This is a genomic window from bacterium, assembly GCA_024224155.1.
GTDB lineage: Bacteria > Acidobacteriota > Thermoanaerobaculia > Multivoradales > JAHEKO01 > CALZIK01.
Window position 1 is genome coordinate 1 of record JAAENP010000074.1, and the last position, 1,485, is coordinate 1,485.

The window sequence follows — 1,485 nt, forward strand, 5'->3', positions numbered from 1 at the left end:
CACGTTGTCGTTGAAGTTGTAGGAGCCGGCCAGGTTGAAGACGCTGTAGGTGGGCACCGGACCGGCGAAGGCGCCGGCTTCCCAGTCGAAGCCGTCGACGTGGCGCCACTTGAGCGAGCCGCCGAACTTGGCGCCGTTGTAGGTGATGCCGGCGGCGTACTTGTTCTCCGGCGCGTTGGGCACGATCGGGGAGTTCAGGACCCCCCCTGCTCCTGGACGTCGAAGTCGAACCACGAGTAGGTGAGGTCGAGAACCCAGTCATCGCTCAAGTAGAGGTTGAGGCCGAGATCGATGCCCTCGGTGTCGACCGCGCCGGCGTTGGTGTAGGAGGCCAGCGCGAAGATCGGCGTGCCGTCGACGTTGTTGGACAGGAACGCGATCAGCGGGCCGAGGGCGCCGGCCAGGGTGGCCTGCAGGATCGGCGGCGGCGGAGTGCCGTCGGGCAGGGTGTAGGGGCCGAAGTTCGGGTTGATCGAGCCGAAGACGTTGGCCGTCAGGTCGGTGATGAAGTTCTCGAGCTCATTGTTGTAGTAGTCGATGGTGTGACGTCGTAGGTGCCGCCTTCGAGCGTCAGCAGGTTGTTGCCGAATTGGGCAGCTGGCCGCTGTTCGCCTCGCGCAGGATATCCTCTTCGTTGACGATGGTCACCGCCGTCGGCGACCTCGACGGTCGACGAGGTCGCGTTGTCGCCCAGGGAGAACGACAGGTTGTAGCTCCCGGCCGGGACGCCTCGGAAGACGAAATCGCCTTTGTTGTCGGTGATCTCGACCAGCCCGAGCTCGCCCACCACCACCGTGACCCCGCCGATGCCCTTGCCGTCGTCGATTATCGTCAAGTTGGAGCCCGCCCCGCAAGTCGCGATGCGGCGAGTCGGCGTCCTGCGCCCCGTCACACCGGTTGATCTCTTCGGCAGAGCCTGTTGTATCTACGCCGTGGATCCGCTGCGAGATGCACCGCCGGCTCTTCGAAGAGGATGAGAAGGTCGTGAGCCGAGGAGGAATCTGCTTCGGTTCCGGGGTAGAATCGAAGCAGAGATCGGCGTGATGTTCGGCAAGAAGAAGCAGCGAACGGAGAGTGTCCTGGTTCTCGGACTGGGCGGGATCGGCTCCTACCTCGGGAAGAGGCTCGTGCACGAAGGGTATGCGGTCACGGTCATCGAGAACGACCGGGAGCCGCTCCACCAGGCAGACGGGAAGCTCGACGCCAGGCTGATCAAGGGAGACGCGATGAGCGTCGCCTGCTGGCAGGAGGCAGACGCCGAGAATATGGACCTCCTGATCGCCGTCACCGACAACGACGCGGTGAACATGGTCGCTTCGATGATCGGCCACCGGTTCGGGATCCGGCGCAAGATCGCCCGCGTGCGCTCGCTGGAGTTCAGCGACCGGGAGGGGAGCTTCTCGGATCGAGACCTCCATGCGGATCTCCTGATCCATCCCGAGGAAATCGCCGCCCAGGAGATTGATCGCCTGGTGGAGGCCACGG

Annotated in this window: 3 protein-coding genes; 1 reads left to right on the top strand and 2 read right to left on the bottom strand. The window is 64.3% G+C overall.

The features are described from left to right. Together GY769_04255 and GY769_04260 are read right to left on the bottom strand one after the other, a co-directional pair. Positions 1–183: hypothetical protein (locus GY769_04255; GenBank protein MCP4201127.1), on the bottom strand; the 183-nt coding region annotated here is incomplete at its 3' end. Between the two features lie 11 nt (positions 184–194). Continuing rightward, positions 195–626: a TonB-dependent receptor gene (locus GY769_04260; protein ID MCP4201128.1), complete on the bottom strand. Its 432-nt coding sequence runs from the start codon at positions 624–626 to the stop codon at positions 195–197. Positions 627–1,043: 417 nt separating this feature from the next. Here GY769_04260 and GY769_04265 point away from each other — a divergent pair. Beyond that, positions 1,044–1,485 (top strand): Trk system potassium transporter TrkA (locus tag GY769_04265; GenBank protein ID MCP4201129.1); only part of this gene is annotated, 442 nt, incomplete at its 3' end.